The following is a 25756-nucleotide window of genomic DNA, read 5'->3' on the forward strand; positions in this document are numbered from 1 at the left end:
GCAGTTCCCCGCGCCCCTGAAGACGGCCCATCGGGCCGATCTTCATGCGGGCGCGGGGGAGGTGTGACAGGTCACCGGATGCGGCGGTGGACGTTCTCCTTCTCGCTCGGGCCCGGGGTGGCGTCCGCGATCCAGGGGCCCTCGCCGGACGGGTCGACGACGCCCTGTTCGAGCCATTCGTAGGCGCCGCCGAGGACGCCCTTGACGACCTTGCGGTCGAGGTCGTCGGTGTTGGTCCACAGGCGGCCGAAGAGTTCCTCGACGCGGATGCGGGACTGGCGGCAGAAGACGTCGGCGAGCTGGTAGGCCTCGCGGCCGTGGCCCTCGGTGGTGCGGAGCAGTTCCGCGCGCACGACGGCCGCGCTCATCGCGAAGAGTTCGGCGCCGATGTCGACGATCCGGCCCAGGAAGCCCTGCTTGGTCTCCATACGGCCCTGCCAGCGGGACATGGCGTAGAACGTGGAGCGGGCGAGCTTGCGGGCGTTGCGCTCGACGTAGCGCAGGTGGGTGGAGAGGTCCGGGTGGCCCGCCGGGTGGAAGTCGCCGTACGTACGTGGGAGTTGGCCGGGGCCGGCGACCAGTTTCGGCAGCCACTTGGCGTAGAAGACACCCGCGTTCGCGCCCGCCCTGGCCTTGTCGGAGAGGGACTTCTCGGGGTCGATGAGGTCGCCGGCCACGGAGAGGTGGGCGTCGACGGCCTCGCGGGCGATCAGCAGGTGCATGATCTCCGTGGAACCCTCGAAGATCCGGTTGATGCGCAGGTCGCGCAGCATCTGCTCGGCGGGGACGGCCCGTTCACCGCGCGCCCGGAGCGAATCCGCCGTCTCGAAACCGCGGCCGCCACGGATCTGGACCAGTTCGTCGGCGATGCGCCAGCCCATCTCGGAGGCGAAGAGCTTGGCGAGGGCGCCCTCGATGCGGATGTCGTTGCGGTCCTCGTCGGCCATCTGCGAGGACAGGTCGAGCACCGCCTCCAGGGCGAAGGTGGTGGCGGCGATGAAGGAGATCTTCTGGCCGACCGCCTCGTGGTGCGCGACCGGCTTGCCCCACTGCTCACGGACCGCCGACCACTCGCGGGCGATCTTCAGGCACCACTTGCCGGCGGCCACGCAGGACGCCGGGAGCGAGAGCCGGCCGGTGTTGAGGGTGGTGAGGGCGATCTTCAGGCCCGCGCCCTCGGGGCCGATGCGGTTGGCGGCGGGGACCCGGACCTGGTGGAGACGGGTGACGCCGTTCTCGATGCCGCGCAGGCCCATGAAGGCGTTGCGGTTCTCGACGGTGACGCCGGGTGAGTCGGTCTCCACGACGAAGGCGGTGATGCCGCCCTTGTGTCCGTCGGACTTGGGCACCCGCGCCATGACGACGAGGAGGTCGGCGACCACGCCGTTCGTCGTCCACAGCTTCACGCCGTCGAGGACGTAGTCGTCCCCGTCCGGCACCGCGGTGGTGGCGAGCCGGGCCGGGTCGGAGCCGACGTCGGGCTCGGTGAGGAGGAAGGCGCTGATGTCGGTGCGGGCGCAGCGCGGCAGGAACCTCTCCTTCTGCTCGGGGGTGCCGAACAGTTTCAGCGGCTGCGGTACGCCGATCGACTGATGCGCCGAGAGCAGCACGCCGATGGCCGGGCTGGCCGAGCCGACCAGGGCCAGCGCCTTGTTGTAGTACACCTGGGTGAGGCCGAGACCCCCGTACCTGGGGTCGATCTTCATGCCGAGGGCGCCGAGCTCCTTGAGGCCGTTGATCACCTCGTCGGGGATGCGGGCCTCGCGCTCGATCAGGGCCCCGTCGACCTTCGTCTCGCAGAAGTCGCGGAGCTTGCTCAGGAACTGCTCGCCACGCCGGACGGCCTCGTCGGTGGGGAGCGGGTGGGGGTGGATGAGGTCGAGACGGAACCGGCCCAGGAACAGTTCCTTGGCGAAGCTGGGCTTGCGCCAGTCCTGCTCCCGGGCGGCCTCCGCCACCTGTCGGGCCTCACGTTCTGTGACGACGGGCTTCTTGAGGGGTGGTGCGGACATGAGGCTCACCTCGCCGCGAATCGGGATCTTGTACCTGATGGGTACCTGAATGGTTACCGATGGGTGCTACTCGATCGTTGGTACCCGATCCGGAGTGACCCCGCCACCCCTCGCGTGCGCGTTCGGCCCCCTTCGGCCGACGCGCACCCCGCCCTCAGCCGATGTCCACCGAGTACGACTTGGTGTCCAGGCGGCCGGTTCCCTTGAAGACCTCGGTGCCCGCCTCGATGCCGGAGACGTACTTGTCGCTGCTCAGCAGCTTGCGGCGGACCAGGGCCTGGGTGAAGTCGTCGAGGTTGAGCGTGGCCTTGGTGGTGTTGGTGCGGCGGACGAAGGAGTACACCTTCCAGCCGATGTCACCGGTGTAGATGTCCCACATCGCCCCACCGAGGCTGACGCTGCCGTACTTGGTGCCGAGCGGGCCCGCGCCGCCCTGACTGTTGAGCCAGATCATCACCTCGTCGGTGGGCTGGTCCTGCCAGTCCGCGGTGTTCTTGTTGTGCAGCCACAGGTCGTAGGCGACGTTCATGGTCCCGGGGTTCGAGCTGACCGAGAACTCCCAGCTGGTCTTCACCGGCTTCCGGTCGCCCACCCGGACGGGCAGCTGCGTCGCCGCCTTGTCGGTCTTCCAGCCCCAGTGCCAGCCGAGCACGGTACTGGCATACGACTTCACGTCGTAGTCCTTGCCCGTGCCGCTGTTGGCCAGGCTGTAGCTGGTCCCCCACGAGATGGTGGACCCCGATCGGGAGTTGTCCCAGACGCACTGGGTGCCGGTGGCCTTCTCCCTGTTCCAGACGTTGTTGTTCACGTAGTACTTGCCGAGCGTGATCGTGTCGAAGTCCGTGCACTTCTTGGCCTCCTCCCCCGCCATCGCCACGGTCACGGAGGCCCCGATCGCGAGTGCGGTGACAGCGGCCGCGCCGATCTTGGCCGTACGGGTCAGGCGTGGGCGACGGTGCGACATCGGTGTTTCCTTCCGGGGGCGGTACGTACGGGCACTGGTCGCCGCCGAACGCCGCGAAGGTTGCCGTCCGGTCCTAAGCTGAGGACCGGGCGCCTTTGCGCCAGGCGCCCACACCAGCCGACCGGGGCGCGGGGAACTGCGCGAGAAGCCCCCACTCACCCGCACCCGCCACCGACACCCCCACCACCCCTTTGGGCGCCCGGCGAATTATCGAAGCGCTTCGACAACCTATGGACACCCATCCACCGCCGAGCTACTGTCGAGCCACCCTCACTCGCCCTTGTTCAGAGATAGCGCTGTCGAAGCGCTTAAACACGCTTGGAGAGCTGGATGGTCACCCTCGCCGAGGTCGCCCAGCACGCCGGAGTCTCGGCGAGCACGGTGAGCTATGTCCTCAGCGGCAAGCGGTCCATCTCCGCGGGCACCCGGCAGCGGGTCGAGCGGAGCATCCAGGAGCTCGGCTACCACCCGAACGCGGGGGCCCGCGCCCTGGCGAGCAGCAGGTCGAACATCGTCGCCCTGATGGTCCCGCTGCGCACCGACATGTACGTCCCGGTGATGATGGAGATCGCCATAGCGGTGGCCACCACGGCCCGCACGTACGGCTACGACGTGCTGCTGCTCACCGGCGAGGAGGGCCCCGACGCGGTGCGCCGTGTCACGGGCAGCGGGCTCGCCGACGCGATGATCCTGATGGACGTGGAGCTCGACGACGAGCGGCTGCCGCTGCTGCGCGGCACCGACCAGCCGTCGGTGCTCATCGGCCTGCCGGCCGACACCAGCGGGCTGACCTGTGTCGACCTCGACTTCGGGGCGACGGGCGCGCTGTGCGTGGAGCATCTGGCGAAGCTCGGTCATCGCGACATCGCTGTCATCGGCGAGGCGCCCGCGGTGTACGAACGGCACACCGGTTTCGCCGAGCGCACCCTCGACGGGCTCCGGTCCCGGGCAAGGGAGTTGGGCCTGCGCGTGCTGCACCGCCCCTGCGAGGGCGGCTACGACGCGATGGCCGCGACCCTGGCCCGGATCTTCGACGAACGGCCGGGCACCACCGGGGTCGTCGTGCAGAACGAGTCCGCCGTGGAGCCGCTGCTCGCGCTGCTGCGGCAGCAGGGGCGCGCGGTGCCGGAGGACGTCTCGGTGATCGCGGTCTGCCCGGACCAGGTCGCCGTGCAGGCCTCGGTACGGCTGACGTCCGTGGCCATCCCCGCCCAGGAGATGGGCCGGCGGGCCGTGGAGCAGCTGGTCGCCAAGCTGGAGGGCCGGGACACCGACGAAGTGGTGCTCCTCGCCCCCGAGTTGACCGTCCGCGCCAGCACGGGGCCACTGTCCACCACCGGCTGAACCACGTCGTACGCAAGCCGTCGTACACAAACCGTCGCACACAAACCGCCGTACGGGAGTCGCCGTACGGCCCCCACCTCCTCTCCCACCGCCCGGCCCGCCGGAGCCGAGCCGGGTGTGCCGCCACTCCTCCCTTCCAGGAGACCTCCGTGAATCAGCCTGCCGAGAACCAGACCCCGACGGGCGCGGTCAGCCTCGCCCAGTCCTCCCCCACCGTCGGCACGTTCCGTGAGCGGGACGGCGCCCTGGAGTGGAGCGGACGCCAGGAGACCCTGCGGATCGAGCCCTGGGGCCCGGACGCGGTCCGGGTCCGCGCCCGCCTGGGCGGCCCGGTCCTCGACGGGCTGCCGGGCGCCCTGCTCGACGAGGCGGAGAGCACCGAGAGCAGCGTCAAGATCGAGGACGGGCTGGGGCGGCTGACCGTCGGCGCGCTCACCGTCGAGGTCGACGCCGAGGGCCTGATCCGGTACACGCGCACCGCCGACGGCGGCGAGCTGCTGTCGGAGGCCCGCGCCCACTTCTGGTGGCCCGGCTCGCGCCTGTACACCGCCGTCGGCAACGGCTACCACCGCCTGGAGCAGCGCTTCGCCGCGTACGACGACGAGAAGCTGTACGGCCTCGGGCAGCACCAGCACGGGCGGCTCGACCAGAAGGGCCTGGTGCTCGACCTGGTCCAGCGCAACGCCGAGGTCGGCATTCCGGTGCTCACCTCCAGCCGCGGCTACACCCTGCTGTGGAACAACCCGGCGATCGGCCGCGTCGAGCTGGCCGGCAACGGCACCCGTTGGGTCGCCGACTCGGCCCGGCAGATCGACTACTGGATCACCGCGGGCGACCCGGCCGACGCGCAGCGCCGCTACAGCGCGGCGACGGGCCGTACGCCGATGCTGCCCGAGTGGGCGGCCGGCTTCTGGCAGTGCAAGCTGCGCTACCGCACACAGGACGAACTCCTCGCCGTGGCACGGGAGTACAAGCGGCGGGGCCTGCCCATCGACGTCATCGTCTGCGACTTCTTCCACTGGACGCATCTCGGCGAGTGGAAGTTCGACCTGAGCGAGTGGCCCGACCCGGCGGCCATGGTCCGTGAGCTGGACGAGCTGGGCATCAAGCTGGTGGTGTCCGTGTGGCCGTCGGTCTCGCCGCTGAGCGAGAACCACCACCTCATGGAGCAGCGCGGCTACTTCATCGGCACCCAGTACGGCCCGATGGCGCACGCCGACTGGCCGGACAAGGAGGTCGCGTCGACGGTCCAGGTCGCCTTCTACGACGCGACGAACCCGGAGGCGCGCGACTTCGTGTGGTCGCGGGTGAAGGAGAACTACCTGGAGCCGTACGGCATCAAGGCGTTCTGGCTGGACGCCTGCGAGCCGGAGATCAAGCCGGGCTTCCAGGAGAACCTGCGCTACTGGGCGGGGCCCGGCCTGGAGGTCGGCAACATCTATCCGGCCGAGATCGCCCGCACCTTCTACGAGGGGCTGAGGGCGACCGGCGAGGAGGAGATCGTCTCCCTCAACCGTTCGGCGTGGGCGGGCAGTCAGCGGTACGGTGCCGCGCTGTGGTCCGGTGACATCGGCACGGACTTCACGACGCTGCGCCGGCAGATCGCGGCGGGCCTCAACACGGCCTTGTCCGGCATCCCCTGGTGGAACACCGACATCGGCGGCTTCCATGGGGGCGACCCCGATGATCCGGCGTACCGCGAGGTGATGGTGCGCTGGTTCCAGTTCGGGGCGTTCTCGCCGTTGATGCGGCTGCACGGGTTCCGTGAGCCCGGTATGCCGCTGGGGCCGGCCATGACCGGGGGGCCCAACGAGGTGTGGTCGTACGGGGAGGAGGCCGGGGCCATCCTGGAGGAGTACCTGCGGCTGCGGGAACGGTTGAAGCCGTACGTGCTGAGGGTCATGCGGGAGGCCCATGAGGAAGGGCTGCCGGTGATGCGGCCGCTGTTCCTGGAGTTCCCGCAGGACGCGGCCGCCTGGTCGGTCGACGACGCGTATCTGTTCGGGCGGGATGTGCTGGTGGCACCGGTGCTGGAGGCGGGGGTGACTGCCTGGACGACGTATCTTCCGGCGGGCGCTCGGTGGGCGGATGCGTGGACTGGGGAGACGTACGAGGGCGGCCGGTCGGTGACCGTGGATGCTCCGCTGGACCGGATTCCGGTGTTTCTGCGCGACGGGGTGTCGTTGCCGATCGCCGAGTAGGGGCCCGGTGCGGGGGTGGGCCGGGTGGGGTTCCGCGGCTCGGCGGTTACGACGTGCCGCCTGCGCCCACCCCTCCCTCCCCCCTCGGCTTCGCTCGAGCGGGAGGCACCCCCATCGCCCCAGCGGCACGGTTGCCCGCAGCTGAGCAGGCCTCGGCTGTGGTTGTCAGGAGAGTTGGGGTGCGACCTCGGTCATCAGTAGGTCCAGGTGGTCGAGGTCGGACAGGTCGCGGAGGCGGACGTAGACGCGGGTGGTGCCCGACTCGGCGTACTGGCCCAGCTGTTCGACGATTCTCGCGGGTGAGCCGTGGAGTGGCTCCTCCGGTGGGAGGCGGGACTGTTCGGGGTGGTCTTCGCGGTGCAGATCCTCGAAGGGAACGTGCTCCAGCCGATGATCCACAGTCGGACCGTGCAGATGCACCCGGCGGCGATCCTGCTGGCCCTCACGGCGGGCGCCTCCATCGCCGGCATCCTCGGCATGCTTCTCGCGGTGCCGCTCACGGCGGCGGTGTCCGGTGTGCTGTCGGAGCTGCGGGCGCGGTACGGCGACGGGGCGGGCGCGACAACACCCCCGGGGTCGAGGGAGGTTGCCCGCGCGGCAGGATGATCGCCGGCGGGCGCCTCACCCGGGCGACCGCCGACGGCACCGCGCCCGGGCCCGGATCGCCCCTGACCCGCACCGAAGGGAAGTCCTCGATGTCCTCCGCTCCCCTGTCCCTCACGCTGGCCAATCTGTTACTCCGGCCGACGCTCGGTTCCCGGCGCGACCCGGACCGGGTCTTCGACCGGATCGTCACCAAGGCCGGGCAGGCGGACGGGGACGAGGAGTTCACCGACGGTTTCCGTTTCCTGCTGCGCCACTGGGCGGGCGACGCCGACCTCACCGCCGTCGGCTGGCAGTCCGCACAGGCCCATCTGCGCAGGCATCTCACCAACCGGGCCCGGGTCCGGCGGCTGATCGCCGAGCACCCCGAGATCGAAGAGGAGACCATCGAGAAGCCGGTGTTCGTGGTCGGTCTGCCGCGCACCGCCACCACACTCACCCACGGTGTGCTGTCGATCTCGGACGAGCACCGCTGCCCGCTGCTGTGGGAGCTGCTCGCGCCCGACCTCTACCCCTCGGTCGAGTCCCGGCGGAAGGCGATCGCGTCCGCGCGCCGGTGGGTGGGCGGCATCAACCTGTTCGCCCCGCGCTTCCAGGACATCCACCCCATGGTCGCCGAAGGCCCCGAGGAGTGCACCTTCATCCTGCCGCACGCCTTGGTGCCCCTGTCCCAGGCCCGCATACCCGAGTACCAGGCCTGGCACTTCGAGCGGGACTTCGTCCCGGACTACGGCTACCTCAAGCAGGTCTACCAGGTGCTCCAGTACGGCCGCCCGCGCCGCCGCTGGATGCTCAAGTCCCCCATGCACCTCGGCAACCTCGACGCCCTGCGCGCCGTCTTCCCCGACGCGACGATCGTGTGGACCCACCGCGACCCGGCGACCGTCGTCGCGTCGTTCTGCAGCCTGGTCGAGCAGGGCATGGTCGGCACGCTCAGCCCCCTCGACCTGCACGTCCTCGGCGCCCAGTGGCTCGAACTGCTGAGCCGCTCCATGGAGCACGCCCTCGCGGCCCGTGCCGCCATCCCCCGCGAGGCGCTGGTGGACGTCCCGTACTCCTGGCTCGGTACGGACCCGGCCACGGGTGCCCCCAAGCTCCACGAGGCCGTCGGCGCCCGCTGGACCGACGCCGACGCCGCCCGGCTCCCCGAGATCGTCGCCCGCCCCAAGGGCACTCGCCCCCACCGCTACGACCTGGCCCGCTACGGCCTGACCCGGGCCGATGTCGAGTCTGCCTTCACCGACTACAACGCGCTGCGGGCCGAGGTCGACCGGGCCTGACGGGATCCGGCGGCGGGATCTGACGGGACCTGACGGAAAAGACCTCGGCCACCGGCATCCCACCGGTGGCCGAGGTCTCGCGTGTCCTAGCCGACGACCCGGCCCACCTCGATCCGGTCGATGTTCGGCGCCCAGGCGCCCGCGTTGCCGATGGTCACCTTGTTGGCGCCCTTCTTCAGGTCGACGGGGACGCCCACCGTCCAGTAGTCGTCCCAGCTCCAGGTGTTCTTGAAGGTGACCTTGCGCGGCTCGTCGGCCCCGACCGTGATGTCCGCCGTCCGGGACATGATGTCGGTGTTGTAGGCGTGGCCGTTGTCGCGGCGGTCGTTGTGCGCGTAGTGGACGACCAGGACGTAGCGGCCCGAGGTGGGGGCGTTCACCGTGAACTCGGCGGTGCTGTCCGCGCTGTTGCCGAGCCAGCCGATGTACGAACCGGCCGAGGCGTACGCGGAGTCGACGAGTTTGGCTCCTCCCGCGAGCGTGGCCGCGGCGCCCTCGTACGCGAGGGTGCCGGTGGTCGATCCGGCGCCGGTGACGTCGAGGGAGCGGACCGCGGTGTGCTTGGCGGTCGCGGTGACGCGGTTGTTGCCCGCCACGAGGTACAGCCGCAGCGGCCGGTCGGGCACCGCGGCCACCGACTGCCCGTGCAGGGCGAGTTTCACCGGCCCCGACGCCCGGGGCACCACCCGGTAATAGCCGTCGCGCGGGGCGTACACGTCGAAGACCGCCTTGTCGCCGGAGCGCAGCACGAGCGCGCCGGTGCCGGCACCCGCCGACGAGGAGTAGTCGTACGACGGCTTCCCGCTGATGTCCGCGAGCGTGGCCTCGTAGGAGGCGGACGGCTCGGCGGTGCGGGCGGTGAGGTCGATCCGGTCGAGGGTGACCTCGGTGTCGCCCTTGGCGAGGGTCAGTTGGTGGGTTCCTGCCGAGAGTTGGACGGTGACGTCCTTCTTGGCGCGGTAGGTCCAGTTCTCGGTGGAGGGGTAGGTGACGGTGACCGGGTCGCCGCCGTCGATCGTCAGCTTCTGGGTGGCCGGGGTCCCGGACTGGTTGCCGTACAGGATCGCCAGGTCGTACGTGCCGTCCTTCGGTACCGACACCGTGAAGTCGACCTTGCTGCCGGCCTGGTTGAGCGAGCCGACGTCCTTGGTGCCGGAGGCCGCGTAGCCGTTGGCGTTGCTCACGGTGCCCTGGGTGTAGACCTTGCCGTCGGTGATGGCGGCGTCCTCGGCCTCGTAGGCGGCGGCCCAGGGGACGGGCGGGGTGGTCGGGGTGCCGGAGCCGCCCGGGGTGAGGACGATGCGGTAGGCCGACATCTTGTGCAGGCCCCGCAGCGGGACGGTCACCGTGCCGTCGTCCCCGATCTTCACCTTGGTACGGGAGAGGACGCGCGGCGTCGCGTGCTGACCTTCGTAGCCGGACCAGGCGGCCTCGGCGACGGTCGCGGTGACCGTACGGCCGAAGAGGGACCGGGGGACCTTCCGGACCACGACGTCCGTGTCGTCGGCGGAACCGCCGAGCAGGACCTGGGCCTGGCGGCGGGAGGCGTCGAGGGAGGCGAGGCCCTGGAGGGTGTCGATGGTGTTCGCCTGCGGCGGGGTGACCTTGACGGTGTTCCCGGTCAGGCCCGCGTACCAACGGAAGAACCACCAGCCGCCGTTGGGGATGTTGGAGCGGACGACGTTGCCGTCCATGTTGCCGGCGGCGTCCCAGTAGGCCTGGTTGGCGTACACCTTGTTCCGCTCGAACATCGAGACCCACTGGACGAGCTGGCCGGGGACTGAGAGGTCACGACGGTTGGCGTACTCGTCGATGTTGATCTCCAGCGGGGCTATGCCCGCTTCCCGCTCCAGGGCACGGTAGTTGTCGTAGTGCCCCTGGAAGTCCCGCAGCGAGCCAGAGCCCAGCTCGTGCCAGGTCATGACCTGGGGCAGGACGTTCTCGCGCTTGGCGAATGCGAGGAAGTCCTTCAACACGCGTGTGTGGTAGGCGGCTTCGTTGGGGCCGGCGATCCTCGCGTCGGGGTCGATCGCGCGGATGCGCTGGTACACCGTCTTCCAGTCCCTGAAGAACCGGTCGCGGTTGACCTCGTACTGCGCCTGGTCGGCGACCCCGAGCTGGTACCAGATCTGGTCCGGCTCGTTGAACGGGATATAGACGAAGCGGTCGCTGTTCGGATCGGCCGCGATCTCCTTGACGATCTTGTCGACCTTGGGGAGGTAGTCGTCGATGCCGAGGTCCTCGTAGGGCCACTTGGCGTAGATGTCCTGCATCATCACGTTGATCTCGCCGCCGCCGTTGCGGAAGAACGACTTGGAGACGGTCAGCGCGTCGCCGTTGGGGTGCTGGGCGCCGCCCTCCGGCTTCTGCGAGATGCTGGTGATCTTCAGCGGCGCGAGGGCCGCGTCGCTGGGCACCCCGTCGTCGCTGAGCCCGTACAGCGCGCCGTTGGCGCCGCGCATCACCGGGCCCTCGGAGGCGGAGAGGTCGACGGTGAGGCGCTGCGGGTCTGCGGCAGCTGCCACGGACGATCCGGTGGCGGGGAGGGTGCCTGCCATGAAGGTGACTCCAAGTAGTGCTGTGACCAGGGCGGTTCTGGTACGAGACCTGGTGCGGGTCCGGGTGCGGGCTCTCGTGCGGGTGGGGGTGATCACGCTGCTGGACCTCCGGTCATTTGACGGCTCCACTGGTGATTCCGGACACGATCTTTCGCTGGCCGACGAGGAAGACGGCGACCATCGGCAGGCTCATCACCACGACGTACGCGAAGACGAGATGCCAGTTGTTGAGGTAGAGCTGGGCGCTCGCGACCTTGTAGAGGTTGAGCGGGAGGGTGGCCCGGTCGCCGCCTCCGAGGACGAAGAAGGCGTAGAAGATGTCGCTCCAGGCGTAGAGCATCACCATGATCGTCGCGGTGGCGATGACCGGCCGGAGGAGTGGAAGGACGATCCGCGCGAAGATCCGGAACGGCTTCGCCCCGTCGATCCGGGCCGCCTCCTCCAGTTCCATCGGGATGGCGCGGATGAAGCCCGTCATGAAGAAGATCGAGGTGGAGAGGTACATCCCGGTGTAGACAGCGATCATTCCGGGCCGGGTGCCCGCCAGCCCCAGCTGCCGCAGCTCCATCACGATCGTGATGACCGCCGGCGGCAGCAGCAGCCCGCTGATGCACAGCGCGTACGCCGCCGCGACCAGCCTCGACTTGCGGCGGGCGAAGACCCAGGCGGCGCCCGCGCCGAGGATCAGCACGAGAACCACCGAAGGGACCACGACCAGCAGGGAGTTGAGGAGCCCGCGCAGCATCTCGCCCTGGGCGACGGCGTCCTCGTAGTTGGCGCCGGGCTGCCAGTGCTGCGGCAGGTCGAGGTTCGGCCTGATGGCCTCCGCCTGCGGCTTGGCGGAGGTGACGAGGACCAGCCACAGGGGGACGCCGACGGCGAGGCCGGCGATGAGGAGGACGAGGGCGGGGCGGCCGTACCGCCAGACCACGGACGGGTTCAAAGCAGCTGCTCCCTTCGCCTCAACCCGATGACCAGCGGAATCGCCACGGCGACCACGACCAGGAAGAGGACGAGGCTCATCGCGGAGGCCTGGGCGTACAGGCCCTGTCCGAAGATCCGGAACATGTAGATGTTGAAGACCTCGGTGGAGGCGGCGGGGCCGCCGCCGGTCGTGGCCTGCACGATGTCGAAGGTGTTCATCGAGCCGATGAGCGCTGTGGTGACGTTGAAGGTGAGGGCCGGGGCGAGCATCGGCCAGCGCACCGACCAGAAGGTCCGCCAGGGGCCGGCCCCGTCCATCCGCGCGGCTTCGAGCATGTCGCCCGGGATGCCCTTCAGCCCCGCCAGGTAGATCAGCATCGACAGGCCCATCCACTTCCAGCCGTGGATGAGGGTGACGACGACGAGGGTCCAGGTCGTCGAGCCCAGCCAGGGAACGTCCGTGCCCAGCACCGAGTTGACCGCGCCGTCCTGGTCGAGGAGGGCCTGGAAGACGTAACCCGTGGCGAGGGCGGAGATGAGCACCGGCAGGAAGAAGACGGCACGGAAGAACCGGTTGAAGCGGGTGTCGTCCTCCAACAGCAGTGCCAGCACCAGCCCGAAGCCGTTCTGGAAGACGGCCGCGAGCAGCGCGTACAACAGGGTCGTGCGGATCGCGCGGACGAGAGTGCCGTCGTCGGCGATGGTCGTGAAGTTGTCGAAGCCGGTGAAGGCGATGTCCGGGTGGTACGAGGACCAGTTGGTGAACGGGTAGTAGAAGTTGAGCAGGTTGGGCACCAGGAAGAAACCCGCGAAGACGACGATCGCGGGGAGCGCGAACCACCAGGGGTGGTGCACGGCGGCGCGGGGCAGCCGCCCCACCCGCCGGGGTTCGCCTCTCGTGGGTGCCTGTTTGCGCGTACGTACGGCCGTGTCCGCCATCGGAAGCCCTGTCTCTCCCCCCGGCTAGAAGCCGGGCGCGCCCTGGGCCTTGGCCACCTGCGCGAACTGGTCCTGGATGGCCTGGGCGACCTGCTGCGGGCTCTTCTTGTCGAAAAGCATGTCGGCGAGGTACAGGTGCGTGTCCGGGGCGACGATCGCCTTGGCCTGGAAGACTCCGATGGCGGTCGGCAGGGCCGCGACCTGGGCCTGCGACGCCTCCGGGAGCCCGTCCGGGGTGGGCACGGAGGGCTGCACGGACGGGATCTTCATCGCGTCGATGTAGTCGGCGTAGTCGGGGCCGAGCCAGAAGGCGAGGAACTGCCGGGCCGCGTTCTGGCGCTTGTCGTCACCGGTCTTGAAGGCGACGACCCCGTTGGTCTGGTCGGGCGAATACAGGCCGGTGGCGGCCGAGTTGGCGACCGGGAACCAGCCGATCTTCTTGTCGATCTCCGCCGTGGAGTACTTGGCCTGCAACTGGCTCTGGAAGGAGGTGACGTTGAGGACCATTCCGGCCTCACCCTTCCACAGCGCGTCGGCCTGCCCGGTGAAGGTGCCTGTCTTGTAGTTCTTCTGGGCGAGCCCGGCGTCGAGCAGCTTCTCCTTGTACTTCTTGATCGCCCCGACGACGACCGGGTCGGTCCACTTCTCCTTGTTCTCGTTCAGGTCCGCCCACCACTGCTTGTCGAGGTCGGTGAGCTGCACCTGCATCTGCCACTGGAGGGGCCACTTGTCGCCGCCGGCCTCGTAGAAGGCGGCCGCGTCCGTGTCGTCGACGACCTTGTGGCCGAGGGCGAGGAGCTCGTCGTACGACTTGGGGAAGTCCTTCTCGGCGATGCCGGCCTGCTTGAAGACGTCCTTGTTGTAGTAGACGCCGAGCATGGCGGGGCTGGTGACGATCGCCGCGTACCGCTTGCCGTCGATGACACCCAGCGACTTCTCGGTGTCGCCGAGCTTGGAGACCCACTCCTCGCCGTCGAGGGTGAGGAGGTTCTGCTGCGGCTGGATGAAGGGGAGCGTCGAGATGGACGGCTGCCAGAACATCAGGTCGGGGCGGTCGCCGGAGGCCAGCTTGGTCGGCACGTTCGACTCGTAGGGGTCCGGGACCGCCTGGGTCTCCACCTCGGCGCCCGTGGCCTTCTCGAAGGCGTCGATGACCTGCTTGGGCGCGGTCACCGTGTTCTGCGCGGTCCACATGGTCAGTTTCACGCCGTCCAGGCGGGCGGTGGGGTCGACGGCCGACTGCTTGGTGTCCGTGTCCGCGCCCGACGTCCCTGCCGTGGGATCGCTGCACGCGGTGGCGGCCAGGCCGAGGGCGCATATGAGGGCCAGCGTCGGGAGAGCTCTTGTCTTCATCGCGTGCCTTTCGAGAACAGGTGGTTCAGGGCAGGGCAGGATGCGGAACAGCTGGGTGCTTACGGGGTGTTCGGGTGAGGCGTACGGGGTGTCCGGCCCGAGTGTGTGAGGTGTTCAGGCCTTGGCGGGCGGTGGCCCCGTGCTCTCCCGCACCACCAGTTCCGGTACGGAGACGGGGTGCGGGGCGATCTGCGCGGACTCCTCCACGACCCCGTGCAGCAGGGCGAACGCGGCCCGCCCGAGGCCGGTGAAGTCCAGGCGTACGGTCGTGAGGGACGGCGTCAGATAGGCGGAGTGCGGGGCGTCGTCGAACCCGGCGACGCTCACCTCACCGGGCACGGACCGCCCGGCCTCGTGCAGCGCGCGCAGCACACCGAGGGCGAGGTCGTCGTTGCCGCAGAGGACCGCGGTGACCGCCGGGTCCTTCGCCAGCCTGAGCCCGGCCGCGTGACCGCCCGCCGGCCCCCAGCTCCCCTGCACCGACTGAGGTTCGGGCGCTCCGGCCTCCTTGAGCGCCTGCCGCCAGCCGGTGGTACGGGCGCTGGTCCGCCGCGTGCTGGACGGGATCGCGACATAGTGCACGGTCTCGTGGCCGAGGGCGAGCAGGTGGCGGGTGGCCTCGTAGGCGGCCTCGCGGTCGTCGGTCCACACCCAGGGGCGGTCGCCGCCGGGCGGGGTCGCGGGGGTCTCGACGACACCGACGACCGGTAGTTCCGCGGGGACGCCCCCGAGGGCCGCGACACCGGCCGGATCGTAGGCGATCACGATGAGGCCGCCGCCCGCGTCCGACGCCCGCTGCACCTCGGCGGCGACCGCGGCTTCGTCCGCCGATTCGAGGACACCGATCCCGACCGCGTACGACGCCGCCCGCGCCGCCTCCTCGATGCCCTGGAGGATCGAGGCATAGCCGTAGTGCGTGGTGTTGGCGGTCAGCACGGTCACGGCCCGGGTGCGGCCGCTGGCCAGCGCGAGCGCGGTGGCGTTCCGCCGGAACCCCAGCTCGTCGATGGCCGCCAGCACCCGCTCCCGCGTCGTGTGCTTGACGCTGGGGTGGCCGTTGATCACCCGGGAAACGGTCTGGTACGAGACCCCGGCGGCGGTCGCGACGTCCCGGATGCTCGCCGGGCGCCTTGTGTGACCGGTCACATTCATGCCAGGATTGTGACCGGTCACACAGGAGTCGTCAAGAGAACGTAACGAAAGATTCACGCGGGTGCCTCCGGCGGCGGACGGCACACGGACGGGACGGCTTGGGAGGGGAAGCGAACGTGGACTCGGGTGCGAGCGACATCGGCGGAAGCGACCTGACGGACAGCACGACTGACCCCAACGACACAAAGGCAGCCTTCACTTGGGGACATCCGGCGATCGACACCGAGTTCGCGACGGCCGCCGACGGAACACTGCGGATGGTCCGGCTCGGGCCTTGCGGTGACACCGCCGACCCCGAAACCGCTCTGCCTCTCGTCGAGTTGACCGCGTTCGGGCACGGCAGCGGGTGGTCCGGGCCGCGCTTCACCGGAACGGCGTTCGGTGCGAGGCTCGCGTACCGGGGGCACCGCAGTGACAGCAGTGGTGGAGACAGCAGTGGTGGAGACGGCGGTGGCTGGGAGCGGCTGACGATCGAACTCCACGATGCCGCGCGCGGGTTGACCGCGTTCGTCGAGCTGTCCTCTCCCACCGGGGTTGCCGTCGTCCGTTCCCGGGTGCGGCTTCGCAACGACGGCACCGGGCCTGTCGTCGTCCAGTCCGTCAGCAGCCTTCTCCTCGGCGGGCTTCCCTCCTCCGATGTCCTCGACGTGCACCGGGCCCGCAACGACTGGCTCGCGGAGTGCCGTTGGTACGCCGAGCCGCTGCGGGCGACGGTCGCCGACATCAGCGTCGACGTCCATCAGCACGACAGCCGAGCGGCGCTTGCCCTCACCGGGCGGGGGAGTTGGCCCAGTGACGGGCATCTGCCGATGGGGGCGCTCACGGAACGGGGTGGGGGCCGGGGCCGGGCGTGGGTCTGGCAGGTGGAGTCGCCGGCCGGGTGGCGCTGGGACCTGGGGGAACGGGCGCACGGCACATATCTGGCCGTGAACGGCCCGACCGACGCCGAGCACCAGTGGCGGGTTCGGCTGGCGCCGGGCGAGGAGTTCACGACGGTGACGGCGGCGTTGGCCGTAGGGTCGGCCGGCGGGGCCGGGCACGGCTCGGGGCTGGACGAGGCGCTGGGGGCGCTGACCGGGTACCGCCGGGCCGTCCGGCGCCCGCACCCGGACCACGAGGCGCTGCCGGTCGTCTTCAACGACTACATGAACACCCTGATGGGCGACCCGACCACCGCGAAGCTGCTGCCGCTGATCGACGCGGCGGCGAAGGCGGGCGCGGAGTACTTCTGCATCGACTCCGGCTGGTACGACGACTCGGTGGACGGCGGCTGGTGGGACAGCGTCGGCGAATGGCTGCCGTCGCCGCGCCGCTTTCCCGCCGGGGGTGTGGACGGCGGGAGGGGTGCGGGGGCCGAACCCGGGGCCGGGCAGGGCGGCGGGAACGGGGCGGAAACCGAACCCGGAACCAGGCAAGACGGCAGGAACGGGGCGGAAACCGAACCCGGAACCAGGCAAGACGGCAGGAACGGGGCGGAAACCGAACCCGGAACCAGGCAAGACGGCAGGAACGCGGCGGCGGGCCTGGCCGGAGAGGGCGGCCGGAAGAGGGCGCAGGACCGGCCCGGAGCAGACGGCCGGAACGAGGCGACGGCGGCCCGACCCGAAGGAGACAGCCAGAACAAGACGCAAGGCCGACCCGGAGAGGGTGGCGGAACCGAGACCGGAGTAGGCCCCCTGTCCGACGGCGGTATCCGTGCCGTGCTGGAGCGGATCCGGGAGCGCGGTATGGTCCCCGGGCTGTGGCTGGAGCCGGAGGTCGTCGGCGTACGCAGCCCGGTCGCGGCGGAGCTGCCGCCGGAGGCCTTCTTCCAGCGCGACGGCGTACGGCTGACCGAACAGGGCCGCCACCAGCTCGACCTGCGCCACCCGGCCGCCCGCGCCCACCTCGACAAGACGGTGGACCGCCTCGTCGGCGACTGGGGCGTGGGCTACCTCAAGCTCGACTACAACATCGTGATCGACCCCGGCACCACGGCCCCCGGCGACCCCTCCCCCGGCGCCGGGCTCCTGGGGCACGCCCACGCCTACCTGGGCTGGCTCTCCGATGTCCTGGACCGCTACCCGCATCTGGTCGTCGAGAACTGCGCCTCCGGCGGTATGCGCATGGACGGCGCCACCCTGGCCGTCTCCCAACTCCAGTCCACCAGCGACCAGCAGGATCCCCTCCGCTACCCCCCGATCGCCGCCGCCGCACCCACGGCGGTACCGCCGGAACAGGGCGCCGTCTGGGCCTACCCGCAACCCGAGTACGACGACGACCTGATCACCTTCACCCTCGGCGGCGCCCTCCTCGGCCGCATCCACCTGTCGGGCCACCTCGACCGCATGACGGAGCGCCAACTCGGCCTCGTGCGGCACGCGGTGGCCACGTACAAGTCCATCCGCGGCGATCTGGCACACGCGGTACCGTTCTGGCCGCTGGGCCTGCCGGGGTGGACGGACGAGTGGCTGGCGCTGGGGCTGCGAGTGCCGGACGGACACGAACGCGGACCGTCGTACGTGTCGGTGTGGCGGAGGGGCGGGGAGGCCGAAGTAGGGCTGCCGGTCGGACACTTGGCTGGCACGGGAGCCCCGGTCCGCGCGGAGATCCTGCACCCGTCCGCCGCGCGGGCCCACTCCGCGGCGGTCTGGGACCCGGCCGCCGGCGAACTGCGGGTGTCGGTACCGCGCGCCCCCGGTGTGCTGCTGATCCGTCTGACGCCGCAGGCGCGGGCATAGGACGACCCGAGCCGGTGCCGCGTGGGGGTACGGCACCGGCTCGGACTTACATACGGCTCAACGACCTTCGAACGTCAACTGCTGCTGACGGTCAGGTTGTTGGTGGCGAAGTCCAAGCCACCTGAGGACGAGGTGACCTCGAAGCCGAACTGCACGTCGCCGATGGTCTCGTTGCCCATCCAGCCCTTGGTGTCCTTGATCCACTTGAGGATGGGCAGGATCTGGACCGTCCCGGAGGTCGAGTCCGAGGTGCGCAGGAACGAGAAGACGTCCCAGTACGTGCCGTCGGACCGGTAGGCCCGGCCCTTGTAGACGTTCCAGCTGTGGCCGCCGAGCGTCACGGCCGTCTGGTAGCTGCCGAGGGCGCCGACATCGCCGTTGTAGTTGACCCAGAGCATGGTCTCGTAGTCGTAGTCCGTGTCCCAGATGTCGTACGACGAGTTGTACGCGCCCGACGACGGGACTGTGACGTTGTAGCTGCTGTTGAGCGAACCGAGTGAGGTGATCGTCTTGTTGATCACCTTCTTGGAGTTGGGGTACGACTTGATGCCTCCGGTGTTGGGGTGGTTGGCCCAGACCCCCCAGTTGGTGCCGGAGTTGGCCCAGATGCACTGGCTGCCGGCGCCGGATCCCCAGATGTTGTTGTAGAGCGTGTAGCCGTTCAGGCTCGTGTTGCCCCACTGGTCGCAGGAGTTCCAGACGGCGGCCGAGGCGGGGGCGGAGGCGAGGCCGATGGTGGCGCCGAGCGCGAGCGCGGGGGCCAGCAGGACCTTGCCGATCCGGCCCAGGGTGCGAGTGCGGGAGCGGGGACGCGTGGCGGTCCCGGTGCGGGTGCGTAGTGCCATGGGGTCTCGTGTTCCTTCCATGGGTGGGGGGAATTACGGGGTGGGGAGCTACCGCGGCCCCAGCGTGAGGACGCGGTCTTCTCCGGCGACGAGGTCGAGCGATGCGAACGGTTCGGCGCCGGAGGAAGTCCGGAGTTCGACGCGGCAGGTCCGGGTGGGGCGGATCACCGCGATCGCCTCCTGCGGGCTCCAGGTGAGATCGAGTTCGGCCCCGAACCTCGTGCGGACGCCCCGCAGCCGGCCCGTCGGACAGGCCGCCGGGAGCGCGGGCAGCAGCACCAGGCGGTGCGGCGTCGACTGCACGAGCATCTCGATCAGCACGGCGGGCAGCGTGTGCGCGGCGTCCGCGTTGAAGACGTCGCGCTTCGGGTAGTGCGCGCTCATCAGGGAGGCATGGAAGAAGTCCCCGCCGAGGACCTGGCCGAGAGCGTGCGCGACCCGGTCGCCGTCGCGCAGCCGGGCCGCGACGAGGGCGTGGTGCAGATGGCCGTGGGCCGAGTCGTTCTCGGCGCCACGGAGTTCGAGCGCGCGGTGGGCGGCGGTCGCGAGCTCGGGGGTGTCGTACGGGTTGATCTCGTCCAGGGGCCATACGCCGTAGAGATGACTCAGGTGACGGTGGTCGTAGGTGTCGTCGAGGCCGGGCCAGGCCCACTCGGCGAGCGCGCCGTCGGCGTTGACACGATGGGGCGGGATCCGGTCGGCGAGCGCGCGCCAGCGGTCCGCCCGCTCGGGTCGGCCGGCGTGGTACTCGGCGGCGGTGAGCAGGGCGTGGCGGGCGGCCGACAGGTCCATGGCCGCGTTGATCGCCCCCCAGCCGGCGTTCGCGGGACGGTTCTCGGGCGAGTAGGAGGGGACGACGACGATGTTCCCGTCGGCGTCGGTTCGGGTGAGGAAGTCCTCGTAGAACAGGGCGACTTCGGCGAGGGCGGCGGCTGTGCGCGGGTCGCGTTCACCTCGGGTCTCGTCGTGGTCGACGAGCGGCTTCAGCAGCCAGTCCGCGCCCGCCGTCCACAGGTGCAGCGGGTACTCCCGGCTGAAGTGGTACGTCAGCCCGGTCTCACCGTCGGAGTGTGGCGGGGCGACGACACCCCGGGCGCCGAAGATCTCTCGCGCGTTGTCCCGCCAGTCGGCGAGCTGACCGAAGATCAGGGATGCGTGGGCCGCAGTGACTTCGGGCAGGGCGGCGGCCGCGGCGGAGGACGTCTGCAGGTTGAGGTTGGCGTCATTGGTGAACGCCCCCGCCCACGCCGTGTTCCAGTCGCCTGTCCACAGGCCGACGAGCCTGGGCGGAAGCAGACCGCTGGAGGAGAGGAGGTGGTAGCGGCCGGCGGCGAAGAGACGTTCGAGGAGGGCGGGGCTGTGGGGGCGGCGGATGAGCTCGGAGCCGGGGAGGGAACGTTCGTTTTGGGAGGCATCGCGGAGCGAACCTTCGTTTTGCGCCACGCGTCGCGAGAACGAACCCTCGTTTTGTCCGGCCCCCGAGAACAAACCTTCGTTTTCGCTCCCCCCGCCCCCGAGTTCCAACGACACCCGCTCGTACGCCGGCCGGTGCAGCGCCACATGCCGGTCGAGCAGCCAGGCATACGGCTCCGCGCCCTCCGGCAACAGCTCCCGCAGCCCCTGCCCTTCGGCCACCGCGTCCAACTCGCCGGTGTGCCGGTGCACGCGGGTGAGCAGCAGTACGGACTGGGCCCGTTCCACGCGTACGCCGGGCGGGGTGAGTGTCGTACGCCCGCCGGTGACGACGACGAGCGTGGTGCCGGTGTAGGCGCGGTCGCTGCCCGGGTAGCGGGCGCGCAGGCTCAGGAGTGCGCCCTCGGGGGTGAGGAGCGCGCCGTGGCCGATCGCGAGGTCCCTGGGCGCGCCCGGCAGCCGGTGGTCGAGGTCGACGTCCAGAGTGAGCCGGCGCCCCGAGACGCACTGGACGATCACGTCGTCCGCACGCGAGACGAAGACGCGGCTGCGCCAGCCCTCGCACTCCGCATCGACGACACCGGTGGCGAAGTCGACCGAACGGCGATAGCCACGCCCGCCCCCGTCCGCCCGCCTCAGCCGCACCTGGAACGCGGGGTGGAAGGGCTGCACCCACTGCAACTCCCGCCCGTCCGTGAAGCCTTCGGCGGCGGTCGGATCACCGGCGAGCAACCGGTCCTGGAGTGAGGGCAGTTCGTCGGCGAGGTGCGGCGGCCTGGCGGTCTCGCCGCCGTTGGGACGTACGAGGGTGTGATGGTTGACGATGACACGGTCGTCGTTCGGATCACCGAACACCATGGCGCCGTGTCTGCCGTTGCCGCTGAGGAAGGCGTTCTCCCAGCGGGCGGCGGGGGCCGGTTCCCAAGTGCCGTGCCGACGCGCACGCGTGGCCGTGTCGCTCGAAGTCGTCTCGCTCGAAGTCGTCTCGCTCGGGTTCGTGGTCATGATTTCAGCACCGCCACGCCGTACCGGCCGAGCGACAGTGATCCGGTGACGGTCACCCCCGTCAGCAGGTCGCGATGGGTGCCCGTCATGTCGACGGTGACTTCGTCGCGGCCGTGGTTGAGCACGAAGAGCACCTCTCCGCGCCGCACCGCCTCCACCCCCTCAGGCAGTCCGTCCAGCACCGGCCGCACCCCGGCGCCGGCCGCGACCCGCGCCAGCAGGTCGCGCAGATGGGTGGGTTCGGGCAGTGTGGAGACGTACCAGGCGCGTCCCTTCCGCAACACCGCCGGGAGTCCGTCGAGTTCGCCGCCCTTGTAGGGGACGACATCGTCGGCGTCCGCCGCCTCGATCTCCTCGGACCACAGAGTCCCCCGGAAGGCCCCCCGGAGGCCGTCGCACACGACCTCCTCCCCCGCGTCCAGCGGCCACCACTCGTGCAGGGTGCGGATCCCGAAGAGGTCGCGGAGTCGCGCGTCCATGCCGCCGGGGCGTACGCGGTCGTCCTCGTCGGCGATACCGGTCAGGAAGCCGCTGACGAGGGTGCCGCCGTTCCGTACGTACGCGAGAAGGTTCTCGATGGCCGCGTCCGTGAGCAGGTAGAGCTGCGGTGCGACGACGAGCTTGTACGCGGAGAGGTCTTGCTCGGGGTGGGCGAAAGCGGTGGTGAGGTTCGACTCCCAGAGGCCGCGATGCCAGGACCGTACGACCTGAGCCAGGTCGACCTCGGACGACAGCCGACCGTCCTGGGCGCCGGCCCACCACGAGTTCCAGTCGAACAGCACGGCTATGTCGGCGGCGAGATGATGACCCGCCACCTCCTCGCCGATGGCGGCCAGTTCGGCGCCGAGCTGCTTGACCTCCTGGTAGGTGCGCCCCTGTTCGCCCGCGTGGCTGACCATGCCGGAGTGGAACTTCTCCGCGCCCTGCCGGGACTGCCGCCACTGGAAGTAGCAGACGGCGTCCGCGCCTCGGGCGACGGCCTGGAGGGACCACAGGCGGTTGAGGCCGCGGGGCTTGGGATGGTTGACGCCGCGCCAGTTGACCGGACCGGCGGCCTGCTCCATCAGCATCCACGGGCCGCCGCCCGCCTGGGAGCGTGTCATGTCCTGGATCAGCGCCCCGTTCTGGGCGCCGAACGGGTCGCGCGGGTCCGGGTAGATGTCGACGGAGACGACGTCCTCCTCCGCGGCCCACCGCCACGCGTCCTGGCCCGCCCACATCGGCATGAAGTTGGTGGTGACCGGGAGGTGCGGGGTGTGCCGGCGGACGATGTCGCGCTCGATGACGTAGCACTCCATGAGCATGTCGCTCGTGAAGCGTTTGAAGTCGAGCACGTGCGTGGGGTTCTTCATGTAGTGGGCGCGGCGCGGCGGGAGAATCTCGTGCCAGCCGTCGTATCCCTGGCTCCAGAAGGCCGTTCCCCAGGCCTCGTTGAGGGCGTCGACGGTGCCGTATTTCCGTCTGAGCCAGTCGCGGAAGGTGGTCGCCGCCTCGTCGCCCCAGTCGTAGGTGCAGTACTCGTTGTTGATGTGCCACATGGTGAGGGCCGGGTGCCCGCCGTAGCGGGCGGCGAGATCCTCGGTGATGGCGGCGGCGTAGCGGCGGTAGGTGTCGCTGGAGTGCGAGAAGTGCTGGCGGGAGCCCCACCACTCGACCTGCCCGTTCTCGTCGCGCGGGAGGGTCTCGGGGTGGAGGCGGCCCATCCACGGCGGCGGGGAGGAGGTGGGGGTGGCGAGGACGACACCGATGCCTCCTGTGTGCATCAGGTCCATCAGCGTGTCCAGCCATCCGAACTCCCGTGCCCCCGGGCGTGGTTCGAGCCTCGCCCAGGAGAAGACGCCGAGGGTGACGGAGTTGACGCCGGCCTCCTTCATGAGGCGTACGTCCTCGTGCCAGACCTCCTCGGGCCACTGCTCGGGGTTGTAGTCGCCGCCGAAGAGGACGCGACCGCGGGTGGCGTCGGCGAGGGTGGGGCGCGTGGCGTCGCTCCGGCCGGGCGGCGTGGCAGCGTTCGGGTCCGGCTCTGTCGCCTCCGGCATCAGACCGGCTCCCCGTACTGGATGCCGCGTCCGTTCGTCGCCAGGTACACGCGGCCGTACACGCGCGGGTCGCCGATGATGACCTCGCCGGTCCAGCCCCACTGGTGGGCGTCGTCGTTGACGCGGGTCCAGGTCTTGGCGCCGTCGTCGGAGCGGTAGACGGCGGTGATGGTCTCGGTCGAGCCGACCTGGTAGATCGCCGGGTAGTCGGCGCCGTCGGCGGCCTTGCCGAAGCCGAGGGTGTACGAGGCCCAGCAGCTGTCGATCTTCGAGAAGGTCACCCCGCCGTCGGTGGACCGGTACAGCCCGTTCCACTTCACGCTCAGCCACAGGTCACCGGTGCGTCCGGGGGCCGTGACCAGCTTGAACTGGCTGTCCCCCTTGGGCAGTCCGGTCGCACGCGCCGTGAACGAACGGCCACTGTCACTGCTGGCGTACAGCGTTCCTGTGTCGGTGTCGTATGCGTAGAAGAGCGTCGGGTCGGCCGGGTCGGCGACCGGCGTGGCGCCCTTCGGGAAGGAGGAGATCTCGGTCCAGGTCGCGCCGTTGTCCGCGGAGCGGTGGGCTGCGTACTTCGTGCCGTCCCAGTGCACGAAGGACCACAGCAACACGCTGCCGTCGGCGTTGGCGGCGATCGGCCCCGGTGCGTTCTTGGCGATGTCGGGCTGGGCTTCGAAGGGCGCCCAGGTCCGCCCGCCGTCGCTGGAGTACGCGCCGTTGCCGTTGTCGCCCCAGCCGGTGCGGACCACGTACGACGGCTTGGTCGAGGCCTGCGCGAGTCCCGTCGCCGACCCGAACACGGGGTTCGACGCCATGCCGCGCGACGGGGACGCCGTGAGCCGCTCGTGGTACATCGTGCCGATGTCCCCGAGACCGCTGATCAGGTGCGCCTCTCCGACCGGAGGCGAGATCAGCTGGCGCACGGACGTCTCCTCCAGGCCCCGGATCTGCGGCGCCCAGCGCTTCAGGTCCCGGGTGCCGTAGAGCGTCGCGCCGGTGCCGTAGACGAGGTGCTTCGAGTCGTACGGGTCGAGGGCGAGCGCCTGGATCCACCAGCCGAACTTCGGTTTGTCGGCACCCCACTTGAGATAAGGAGTCTCGGATACGTCGAAGACAGCGGAGTCCTTGAGGGACGCCCAGGTACGGCCGCCGTTCGTGGACCGGAACACGTTGTCGATCTCGGCCCAGCGGTTGTTGGTGGACACGACCACCGTGCCGGGGCGGCGGGCGTCGACGTCCACCCCGCCGTAGCCGAAGGTGTCGGCGGAGCCGTCGGCCGTCGTGCCGCCGGGCTTCACCGGGGTCACGTCGGTCCACTTGCCGTTGGTGGTGCGGAGCTTGTGCACACTGCCGTCGGACTGGCCGTTGGGGCCGGGCGCGTTGGCGTACGTCACGTACAGCTCGCGGCTGTGCTTGTCGTACGCGGCGCGGATCGGGACCTTGGCGGAGGTGCCGGTCGGCCGGCCGGGGACGGCTTCCCAGGTGGTGCCGTCGCTGGTCCGGTAGAGGTTCGCGGTCGCGGAGGTGCCGTCACCGTCGCCCCAGCCGGCGTAGAGGGTGCGTCCGGCGGCGACGAGCAGGGTGACGCCCTGGCCGGAGCCGCCGGGGGTCGCCGGGAAGCCGGTCGCCGTCGCCCAGGTGGCGCCCCGGTCGGTCGACTTGAGCAGGCCGTCGTGCCGCGTGCCCAGCCACAGGGTGTCGCTGTCGCGCGGGTCGACGAGGAGGCGCTCGCCCGCGCCCCGGCCGTCCTCGTTGGCACCGAGCTTGACGGTGAGGTCGGTACGGGTCCAAGTGGCGCCGCGGTCGTCGGAGCGGAGGATCGCGCCGTTGCCGGCCCAGGACTGGGCGTAGGTGCCGAGGGCGAGGTAGAGGCGGCTGGGGTGGGCGGGGTCGATGGCGATGGCCTCCACGCCGAGGAGGTTCCAGTCGTCCCAGCCGAGGTGGTCGGTCAGCGGGGTCCAGCGGGCCTTGCGGTCGTCCCAGCGGTAGGCGCCGCCGATGTCGGTGCGGGCGTAGGCGAGGCCGCGTACGGAGGGGTGGAAGAGGACGCCGGTGACGAATCCGGTGCCGCCGATGACGGCGGTGCGCCAGCGGTAGCCCCCGGCGGTTGAACCGCTTTGGGCCCCGGCTGCGTGGGCCGGGGTGCCAAGGGCGGGGAGGGCCGTAAGGGCTGCGGCCGCGGCTGTTCCGGCGAGGACGGTGCGGCGGCTCGGCTTGGGGGTGCGCATGACATACCTCGTTTTGCGGGGAGGGGGTACGGGGTGGGCGCCTTGTGGCTCGTGGGGGTTCGGTTCGTCGGCGGCTGCGGGTGGTGTGTGGGTGGTCGCGCAGTTCCCCGCGCCCCTCAAAAGCCCAGGGGCCTCCGGGGACTGAAGGGCGCAGCCCTTCAAGGGGCGCGGGGAAC

Annotated in this window: 16 protein-coding genes and 1 pseudogene; 5 read left to right on the top strand and 12 right to left on the bottom strand. The window is 70.4% G+C overall.

Annotated elements, in window-relative coordinates:
- Positions 1–71: 71 nt before the first annotated feature.
- On the bottom strand, positions 72–2012 hold the full coding sequence (locus ACFU53_RS20565) for an acyl-CoA dehydrogenase family protein (RefSeq protein ID WP_383994122.1): 1941 nt from the start codon (positions 2010–2012) through the stop codon (positions 72–74).
- Between the two features lie 154 nt (positions 2013–2166).
- Complete coding sequence (locus tag ACFU53_RS20570) at positions 2167–2976, bottom strand: endo-1,4-beta-glucanase (RefSeq protein ID WP_383994125.1); 810 nt, start codon at positions 2974–2976, stop codon at positions 2167–2169.
- A 330-nt stretch (positions 2977–3306) separates the two neighbouring features.
- Here ACFU53_RS20570 and ACFU53_RS20575 point away from each other — a divergent pair, with 330 nt between their 5' ends.
- On the top strand, positions 3307–4320 hold the full coding sequence (locus ACFU53_RS20575; protein WP_383994128.1) for a LacI family DNA-binding transcriptional regulator: 1014 nt from the start codon (positions 3307–3309) through the stop codon (positions 4318–4320).
- A 149-nt stretch (positions 4321–4469) separates the two neighbouring features.
- The gene (locus ACFU53_RS20580) at positions 4470–6521 is read left to right on the top strand and encodes a TIM-barrel domain-containing protein (protein ID WP_383994131.1); all 2052 of its coding nucleotides are present in this window, start codon (positions 4470–4472) and stop codon (positions 6519–6521) included.
- Positions 6522–6686: 165 nt separating this feature from the next.
- On the opposite strand, the gene ACFU53_RS20585 is transcribed toward ACFU53_RS20580, so the two are convergent.
- Entirely contained in the window at positions 6687–6920 is a 234-nt protein-coding gene (locus tag ACFU53_RS20585; RefSeq protein ID WP_383994166.1) for a hypothetical protein, read from the bottom strand.
- Between ACFU53_RS20585 and ACFU53_RS20590 the strand changes: the two are divergent.
- Both ACFU53_RS20590 and ACFU53_RS20595 read left to right on the top strand, forming a co-directional pair.
- Positions 6864–7127 (top strand): annotated as a pseudogene (locus ACFU53_RS20590) (AI-2E family transporter); the annotation flags it as partial. The gene ACFU53_RS20585 and the pseudogene ACFU53_RS20590 overlap by 57 nt on opposite strands.
- 89 nt (positions 7128–7216) lie before the next feature.
- Positions 7217–8404, top strand: a complete 1188-nt coding sequence (locus tag ACFU53_RS20595; protein WP_383994133.1) for a sulfotransferase family protein — start codon at positions 7217–7219, stop codon at positions 8402–8404.
- A gap of 86 nt (positions 8405–8490) precedes the next feature.
- Here the strand turns inward: ACFU53_RS20595 and ACFU53_RS20600 are convergent, their stop codons facing one another.
- From ACFU53_RS20600 to ACFU53_RS20620, 5 genes are all read right to left on the bottom strand, one after another.
- On the bottom strand, positions 8491–10962 hold the full coding sequence (locus ACFU53_RS20600) for a CBM35 domain-containing protein (protein ID WP_383994136.1): 2472 nt from the start codon (positions 10960–10962) through the stop codon (positions 8491–8493).
- 112 nt (positions 10963–11074) lie between these two features.
- Positions 11075–11905, bottom strand: a complete 831-nt coding sequence (locus tag ACFU53_RS20605; protein WP_383994139.1) for a carbohydrate ABC transporter permease — start codon at positions 11903–11905, stop codon at positions 11075–11077.
- Positions 11902–12825 carry a carbohydrate ABC transporter permease gene (locus ACFU53_RS20610; protein ID WP_383994142.1) on the bottom strand — a complete coding sequence of 308 codons (924 nt, stop codon included), beginning with the start codon at positions 12823–12825 and terminating at the stop codon, positions 11902–11904. Before ACFU53_RS20610 ends, ACFU53_RS20605 begins: the two co-directional genes overlap by 4 nt.
- A gap of 24 nt (positions 12826–12849) precedes the next feature.
- Positions 12850–14178: an ABC transporter substrate-binding protein gene (locus ACFU53_RS20615; protein WP_383994145.1), complete on the bottom strand. Its 1329-nt coding sequence runs from the start codon at positions 14176–14178 to the stop codon at positions 12850–12852.
- A 114-nt stretch (positions 14179–14292) separates the two neighbouring features.
- Positions 14293–15330 (bottom strand): LacI family DNA-binding transcriptional regulator, encoded by a 1038-nt coding sequence (locus ACFU53_RS20620; RefSeq protein WP_383994149.1) that lies wholly within the window; start codon positions 15328–15330, stop codon positions 14293–14295.
- Between the two features lie 116 nt (positions 15331–15446).
- On the opposite strand from ACFU53_RS20620, the gene ACFU53_RS20625 reads away from it, so the two are divergent.
- Complete coding sequence (locus tag ACFU53_RS20625; RefSeq protein ID WP_383994152.1) at positions 15447–18050, top strand: alpha-galactosidase; 2604 nt, start codon at positions 15447–15449, stop codon at positions 18048–18050.
- A 74-nt stretch (positions 18051–18124) separates the two neighbouring features.
- Here ACFU53_RS20625 and ACFU53_RS20630 read toward each other — a convergent pair whose 3' ends face one another.
- Genes ACFU53_RS20630 through ACFU53_RS20645 form a run of 4 tightly spaced genes read right to left on the bottom strand, consistent with a single transcriptional unit; the run spans position 18125 to position 25580 of the window.
- A complete protein-coding gene (locus ACFU53_RS20630) occupies positions 18125–18895 on the bottom strand; it encodes a hypothetical protein (RefSeq protein ID WP_383994155.1) in 771 nt (256 codons plus the stop codon).
- 48 nt (positions 18896–18943) lie between these two features.
- Positions 18944–21313, bottom strand: coding sequence for a glycoside hydrolase N-terminal domain-containing protein (locus ACFU53_RS20635; RefSeq protein WP_383994156.1), 2370 nt, complete (start codon positions 21311–21313; stop codon positions 18944–18946).
- A complete protein-coding gene (locus tag ACFU53_RS20640) occupies positions 21310–23352 on the bottom strand; it encodes a beta-galactosidase (protein WP_383994160.1) in 2043 nt (680 codons plus the stop codon). Before ACFU53_RS20640 ends, ACFU53_RS20635 begins: the two co-directional genes overlap by 4 nt.
- Positions 23352–25580: a 1,4-beta-glucanase gene (locus ACFU53_RS20645; protein ID WP_383994163.1), complete on the bottom strand. Its 2229-nt coding sequence runs from the start codon at positions 25578–25580 to the stop codon at positions 23352–23354. Before ACFU53_RS20645 ends, ACFU53_RS20640 begins: the two co-directional genes overlap by 1 nt.
- Positions 25581–25756 lie beyond the last annotated feature (176 nt).

It is taken from the genome of Streptomyces sp. NPDC057474 (assembly GCF_042802555.1).
GTDB lineage: Bacteria > Actinomycetota > Actinomycetes > Streptomycetales > Streptomycetaceae > Streptomyces.